The 6188-nt window shown below is 72.2% G+C and carries 3 protein-coding genes and 1 tRNA gene; 3 read left to right on the top strand and 1 reads right to left on the bottom strand.

Annotation, left to right across the window (positions count from 1 at the left end; translation table 11 throughout):
• Positions 1-357 precede the first annotated feature (357 nt).
• The 3 genes from K6I34_RS29325 (at position 358) to K6I34_RS29315 (ending at position 4168) form a co-directional block, all read left to right on the top strand.
• Positions 358-2388 carry a hypothetical protein gene (locus K6I34_RS29325; RefSeq protein WP_229330469.1) on the top strand — a complete coding sequence of 677 codons (2031 nt, stop codon included), beginning with the start codon at positions 358-360 and terminating at the stop codon, positions 2386-2388.
• An 87-nt stretch (positions 2389-2475) separates the two neighbouring features.
• The gene (locus K6I34_RS29320) at positions 2476-4017 is read left to right on the top strand and encodes an ABC transporter substrate-binding protein (protein ID WP_229330467.1); all 1542 of its coding nucleotides are present in this window, start codon (positions 2476-2478) and stop codon (positions 4015-4017) included.
• A 77-nt stretch (positions 4018-4094) separates the two neighbouring features.
• A tRNA-Lys gene (locus tag K6I34_RS29315) sits at positions 4095-4168 on the top strand.
• Between the two features lie 66 nt (positions 4169-4234).
• Here K6I34_RS29315 and K6I34_RS29310 read toward each other — a convergent pair.
• Positions 4235-6007, bottom strand: a complete 1773-nt coding sequence (locus tag K6I34_RS29310) for a TIGR03767 family metallophosphoesterase (protein WP_229330465.1) — start codon at positions 6005-6007, stop codon at positions 4235-4237.
• Between the last annotated feature and the right edge of the window lie 181 nt (positions 6008-6188).

The raw sequence follows: 6188 nt of genomic DNA, 5'->3' as shown, positions 1-6188 counted from the left end.
CAGACTCCGTCCGGGGGGACCCCCAGCCCCTAGCGGAACGCATGCCCACAACCAGCGGCAGGAGACAGGGGCGCGGGGAACTGCGCGACCAGCCCCCACCGGACCCGCAGCCGCGCGCGCAGCGCAAGAGGCCCCCCGGTAGGCGCCGCGCAGCGGACCCGCAGCCGCGCGCGCAGCGCAAGAGACACCCCGGTAGGCGCGCGCCGAGCGCAAGCCGCACCCCGGTAGGCACAGGCCGCGCGCCGAGCGCGAACCTCACCCGAACCGGTGCCACATGACATACCCCCGTGGCACCATGCTCTGACAAGCCGACATGGCATCGCACCGCACCGCGCCGGCTGAGGGGGACTGAGTGACGTGCCGGAACCACCAGGGCGGCCCGTGGGCATCCAGGGCATCGAGGATCTCTTCCAGGAGTGCCGTACCCGTGTGCAGGACGGGCGTACGGCAACAGCAACGGCAACGACAGCGGCGCGGGACCGCCACGGCCTCCCCGTGATCACCCTCGTCGGGACGCGCGGCAGCGGCAAGTCCACCGCCCTCAACTGGCTGGGCTACCTCGGCTCCCACCGGCCCCACGCCCTCTACGACTTCGGCTCGGCCGCCCGCCGAAGACCCCACGAAGTGGCGGGCCGTCTCGCCTACGGGCTCTCCCACCGCTTCCCCCGGCAGCCCGCGCTGCGCTTCCCCCGGCTCACCCTCGGGCTGCTCGTCGTGGACCCGGGCCTCTCCCTCGACCCCAACGACGCCCGCAGAGCGGGGGCCCAGCTCCGGCGCGCGCTCCAGGAGGTACGGGAGCACACCGTGGCCGCCGAGCGCGCCGCCGACGTCGCGGACCTCCTCCAGGACCTCAGCCTCGTCCAGATACCCGGCGCGGGCCTCCTCGCCGGGCTGATCCGGCGGCCGCCCAACATCCCCCTCGGCATCGCCCGGCGCACCGGGCTCTCCTGGTACGCGGGCCCGCACACCCCGCTGGACGAACTGGTCGCCCTCAACCGGCTCAGCAAGAGCGAGGCCGACGCCGACCGGGCCGCCGTCGACCGGCGGCTGTGCGAGGCGTTCCTCGCCGACCTGCGCGGCGAGTACGCCCGCCGCAAGCGCGACCGCAACTGCGTCGTCCTGCTGGACAACATCGACACCGAGGGCGGCCGCGAGTTCCTCGACCTGCTCCTGCGGCTGCGCGACGCCGCCACCGCGCCCGACCCGCTGCTCGTCGTCGCCACCGCCTCCGACACGGCAAGGGTGCCGGGACCGTTCGCCCGCGGCCCGGCCGGGGTCCGGGTCCACCCGCCCGAGCGGTCCTCGTACGAGGACTGGGAGCGCGCCGTCCCCGAACCGCCGCCCGACTCCTCCTGGCGCTGGTACTGCGTCCGGCTCCGCGACCTGACCCAGGGCGAGGTCGCCCAGCTCGGCTCCGAGGTCGCCGCGCGGCTGCCCGAGGCGCCGCCGCTGGTGCACCGGCTCACCGGCGGCCACCCGTGGAGCGTCTCGCGGCTGCTCGATGCCGCCGCGCTGCTCGCCGGGCGCGACGACCACGAGACGGCGCTCCGCGGCATCCTCTCCCTCCCCGTACGCCCGTCCGACGGCACGCCGTCGGGACCGCCCCTGGGCCGGGCCGTCCTGCACGACCTCCTCCAGGATCTGACGGAGGATCAACGAGCCGCGCTCGTCGTCTGCGCCGCCGCCCGCACCTTCGACTCCGCCTGCGACGCGGGCCTGCTCGACTCCTTCTCCATCCACACCCGCAACACCCTCGCCGGGCTCGCGGGCACCCGGCTCTGGCTCGTCGACCCCGAGCCCCAGGACGCGGGCGCCCGCGGCGGCCGCGGCTCCGGCTACCTGGAGCACGCGCACCCCCACCCCCTGCCCGGAACTCCCGAACTCCACCCCTGGCTGCGCCTGTTGCTCCTGCAGAAGCTGGCCCGCAGGCGCGGGGTCTGGGACGACACCCACGCCCACCTCCAGAACTGGCACCGGCTCCACGGCCACCCCCTCGACGTGACCTACCACGCGCTGGCCCGGGGCAGGCTCGACGACGCCGTCGAGCACCTCGCCCTCGGCCTCACCGAACTGCCCGACACCGACGCCTGGCTGTACGAGCTCTACGCCGTCACCGCCGCGCCCCTGCGCGAGCCCGTCGTGCCCCAGTGGACGGCGGCCGTCCGCGTCGACGGGCTCGCCGCCGACCTCGCCCCCGGCTCCTTCACCACCCGCCGCGCCCTGACCGTCCTGGTCACCGCGCTGTGGCTGGCGGCCGACCCCCGCAACCGGCTGCCCAGCGGCAGCCCCGAGCTCAACCTCACCATCGGCTCGATGTTCCAGGACCTGGCCCTGCACTCGGACCCCCGCAGGGTCGGCCTGCGGCACGAGGCCGCGAAGTACCACTGAGCCCGCGGAGCGCGTCCGCACGCGAACGGACAGGACCCCATTCGCCCCTACTCACCGCCAACCACCCCATCCGGCAAGGGAGTTGACATGACCCACGGACCCGACGCACTGCCCCCGTGGTGGAAGGGCTGGCGCGGCATCGGCGTGCTCGCCCTCGTCGTCGCGCTCGTCGCCGGAGGCACCGTCTGGCTGCTGCGCCCGTCGGACGAGGACCATCGCTGCGCCTCCGGCACACCGGACCTGCAGTGGACGGGCTCCGGCGCCGACCGCGAGTGCGTCGGGCTCATGGACGAGACGGCCTATCCCTTCGACCCGAAGCTCAAGGACATCACCGAGCGCATCGCCGCGGAGAACCGGCGCGTCCGCGACCAGTTCGAGAAGCCCGCCGAGGGCCGCACCCCCGTCCCGTATGTGAAGATCGCCGTGCTGACCCCGCTCACCGAGAGCGACACCAGCGCCCTGCCCATCGAGGAGATCAGGAGCGGCCTCGAAGGCGCCTTCACCGCGCAGTGCCGGGCCAACGCCTGCCCCGCCCTCTCCGTGGCCGCCGCCACCGGCGTCCAGGGGCGCACCCCGCAGATCCAGCTGGTGCTCGCGAGCGAGGGCCGCAACCAGACGTACTGGCCCACCGTGGTGGATCGGCTCGCAGGGCTGACCGACGGCCCGCACCCGCTCGTCGCCGTCGCCGGGATGGGCGTGAGCATCCCCGAGACGCAGAGCGCCGCCGACGAGCTGGGCAAGCGCCGGATACCGTCCATCGGCGCCGTGCTGACCGCCACCGACATCGCCTCGGAACGCCTCTTCAAGGTCTCGCCCTCCAACACCGACTACGCGAAGGCCCTCCGCCGCCGGCTGGAACGGCTCCCCGCCGACCAGCGCCGCGGCTACCTCGTGTTCGACAGCAGGGACGACAATTTCGTCCGCACCATGCGAAAGGCGTACGACGACGTGTTCGCCGACTTCATCGACAAGCGGCGCGTGTCGTTCGTGGGGACCACCGGCCGCCATCCGGAAGGCGTGCCCAGGCTCTTCTTCAACGCCCTCAACAACATCTGTCTCACCAAGGCGCAGCTGGTCTTCTACGCGGGCCGGGGCCGGGACCTGTCCGACCTCGTCCGGGCGCTGTCCACCCGCGGCCAGTGCGGGCACGACAAACCGATCACCATCGTGACCGGTTCGACCGGGGCGGTGCAGCAGGCACAGGAGGTGATGAAGCTGCTCAAGGGCAGTGACATCACCATCCAGGAGGCCAGTGCGACGGACTCCGAGGGCTGGATCAGGGGAGTGCAGGCGCCGGAGGGCTTCCCGGCCTTCCACCGCAGCTTCGGTGACCTGAAGTTCTCCGACCAGGAGCTCACCGACGGCTACGCGATCATGAACCACGACGCTGTGCTGACCGCCGTCTGGGCCACCCGCATCGTCACCGGCCAGACCGGCCGGGAGACCCCCGACGTGCAGGACGTCTTCCATCAGATCACCAACCTCCACGACGCCGGCACCGTCCCCGCCGCCAGCGGCAAGCTCTCCTTCGACGACGCCTCCCAGGGCTGGCCGCACAACAAACCGGTGCCGATCATCCAGGTGCCCGCGGGCTCCGGCACTCAGGAGCCGCCCTATTACACGCCGTAGGAACCGTAGGAACCGACGAGGGGGAGCGCTGGAAACACTGGAAACACCCCTCCTGAAGATCGGGTAGTATTCCTTCCGCGCCGCTAGCTCAGTTGGCTAGAGCGGCTGACTCTTAATCAGCAGGTCCGGGGTTCGAGTCCCTGGTGGCGCACGTATCGAAGGCCCTCACCATCGGTGAGGGCCTTCGCTGTTGTGGCCGTTGTGCCGCGTCGGTCGCTCAGCCGCGCGGCTTCGTCAGCAGCAGCTCGGTGTTGTGGTCGCCCGGGCCGCCGAGCTTCTTGCCCGGAGTGGCGTACGGGTCGTTGTACGACAGCTCGCGGTAGAGCGCCGCGAGCCCCGCCTCGGACGTGTCACCGAAGTCGGTCGCGTAGGGGGCCGCCGACTCCACCAGGGTGGTGAACAGGGACAGCGTGCCGTCGCCGTTGTCCGCGATCTCGATGATCCGCGCGTGCTGCGGGAAGTCGATGTGCGACGCGGTGTTGATCTCCCAGAAGGCGCGTTCGGGCACCGCGTGCCCGTGGGCGAGGATCCGGTTCTCGTGGGTGTGGCCGTTGACCCACGCCACGACGTTCGGGAACCGCTGGAGCAGTGCGACGAGGGCGTTGCCGTCGTGGCGCTGCTCGAAGGGGTGGTGCGGGTCCGGCAGCAGGTTGCCCATGGACGCGCTGGTGTGGTGGCTGAAGACGACCACCAGCTCACCGGAGGCGGAGCCCTTGGACTCCTTGGACCCCTTCACGACGCGTCCGTCGGCGTCGTACCAGTGGCCGCTCCGCGACTTCAGCACCGACTCCAGCCAGGAGAGCTGGGCCGTCCCCAGGGAACCGTCCGCGAAACCGGCCGGGTTGGTGGTGTCCAGGCTGATGCCCAGCACGCCGTCCGCGATCGGGAAGGTGTAGTAGAGCTTGCCGCTCCGGGCCGCCGACGCGGTGAAACCGTGCCCGACCGGGCCGGGGCCGGTGTGCTTCGGGTCCAGGTGGGCCGCCGCGAACTCCTTGGGCGAGAACGGCGCGCGCCGCCCGTCCGGGGTGATCCGGCGCACCGGGCCGCCGTTCTTCAGCAGGTGCGCGAGCCGCTGCATCGCCTGCGCGGGGTCCGTGCGCAGCGCCTCGGCCAGCTTGGCGGCCTCGGCCTTGTCCACGCCCTCCAGCTTGCGGTCGCCGGTGTAGAGGGAGCGGACCAGGCCCAGGTCGGGCAGCGTTCCCTCGATGCTGTCGTCGTGGTTGCCGATCGTCGAATACCACGGGGTGCGCAGCCCCGGGGCGGTGAAGGGCGCGCCCGCCGCCGACAGGAAGCGCGGGACCTTCGGGAATCCCCGGGACTTGTAGGCGTCCCGGACGGAGGACTCGGGGTGCCAGAAGTCCGTGTTGCCGGAATTCTGTACGCCTTCGTAGCGCTTCGGGTCACCGCTGTTCGGCGTGATCCGGCCACCGCTCATCACCGAGAGGTACCAGTCGAGTTCGATCAGCTCGTGGTTGTCGGTGTTGTCGCCGGTCGCCATGACCAGGGAGAACGGACGCCCGGTCCAGGGCCCGCCGGCCAGCGCGTTCACCCGCTCCACGAGCGCCGACGCGCCCCGTACGGTCAGCACCTCCTGGGGGCGGTGCGCGCTGTCGTTGAACGGGGCGAGGAACTCGAACCGCACCGGCGACTCGGTGTCGGCCAGATGCAGATCCGTGAACTGCACGAACGAGGCCAGCGCCGTACGCCGGCCGTCACGTGCCGCACTCGCCGGAGCGAGGTCGGTCCGCACGACGAGGGGCCAGCCCGGCCCGGAGCGCAGCCGCTTGTACGGACCGCTGCCCGTCGGCGTGGCCACCTGCTCCAGCGTGGTGCCGTCGACGCGGACGGCCCGCGAGGCCGAGGCGGCCACGGCGCGGTCGAGCGCGGCGGCGGACGCGAAGCGGGGGTCGGCCAGGGCGAGCCCCACTCCCGCCGCGGCCGCGGCCGCCGAGGCGCCGGTGATGAACTGCCGTCTGCTGTATGCGGGCATGCCGCGTGCTCCTGACTCGCTCGAACCGGCCCAGCTACTTACCGGCTGGTAATCGTCGCCCGTCAGGATTCAGTTAGGGAGAGTCCATACCGTGAACGAACCGCGAAGGAACGGTGTCCTTCACCGGTCAGAGGGCTCCCCGCCGTTGCCGACCTGCGGGCGGGAGCGGCCCGCGGCCTGT

Source organism: Streptomyces sp. UNOC14_S4, from assembly GCF_020740835.1.
Taxonomy (GTDB): domain Bacteria; phylum Actinomycetota; class Actinomycetes; order Streptomycetales; family Streptomycetaceae; genus Streptomyces.
The sequence above is the reverse complement of the archived record's forward strand: the minus strand, read 5'-3'. Positions and strand labels throughout refer to the sequence as shown.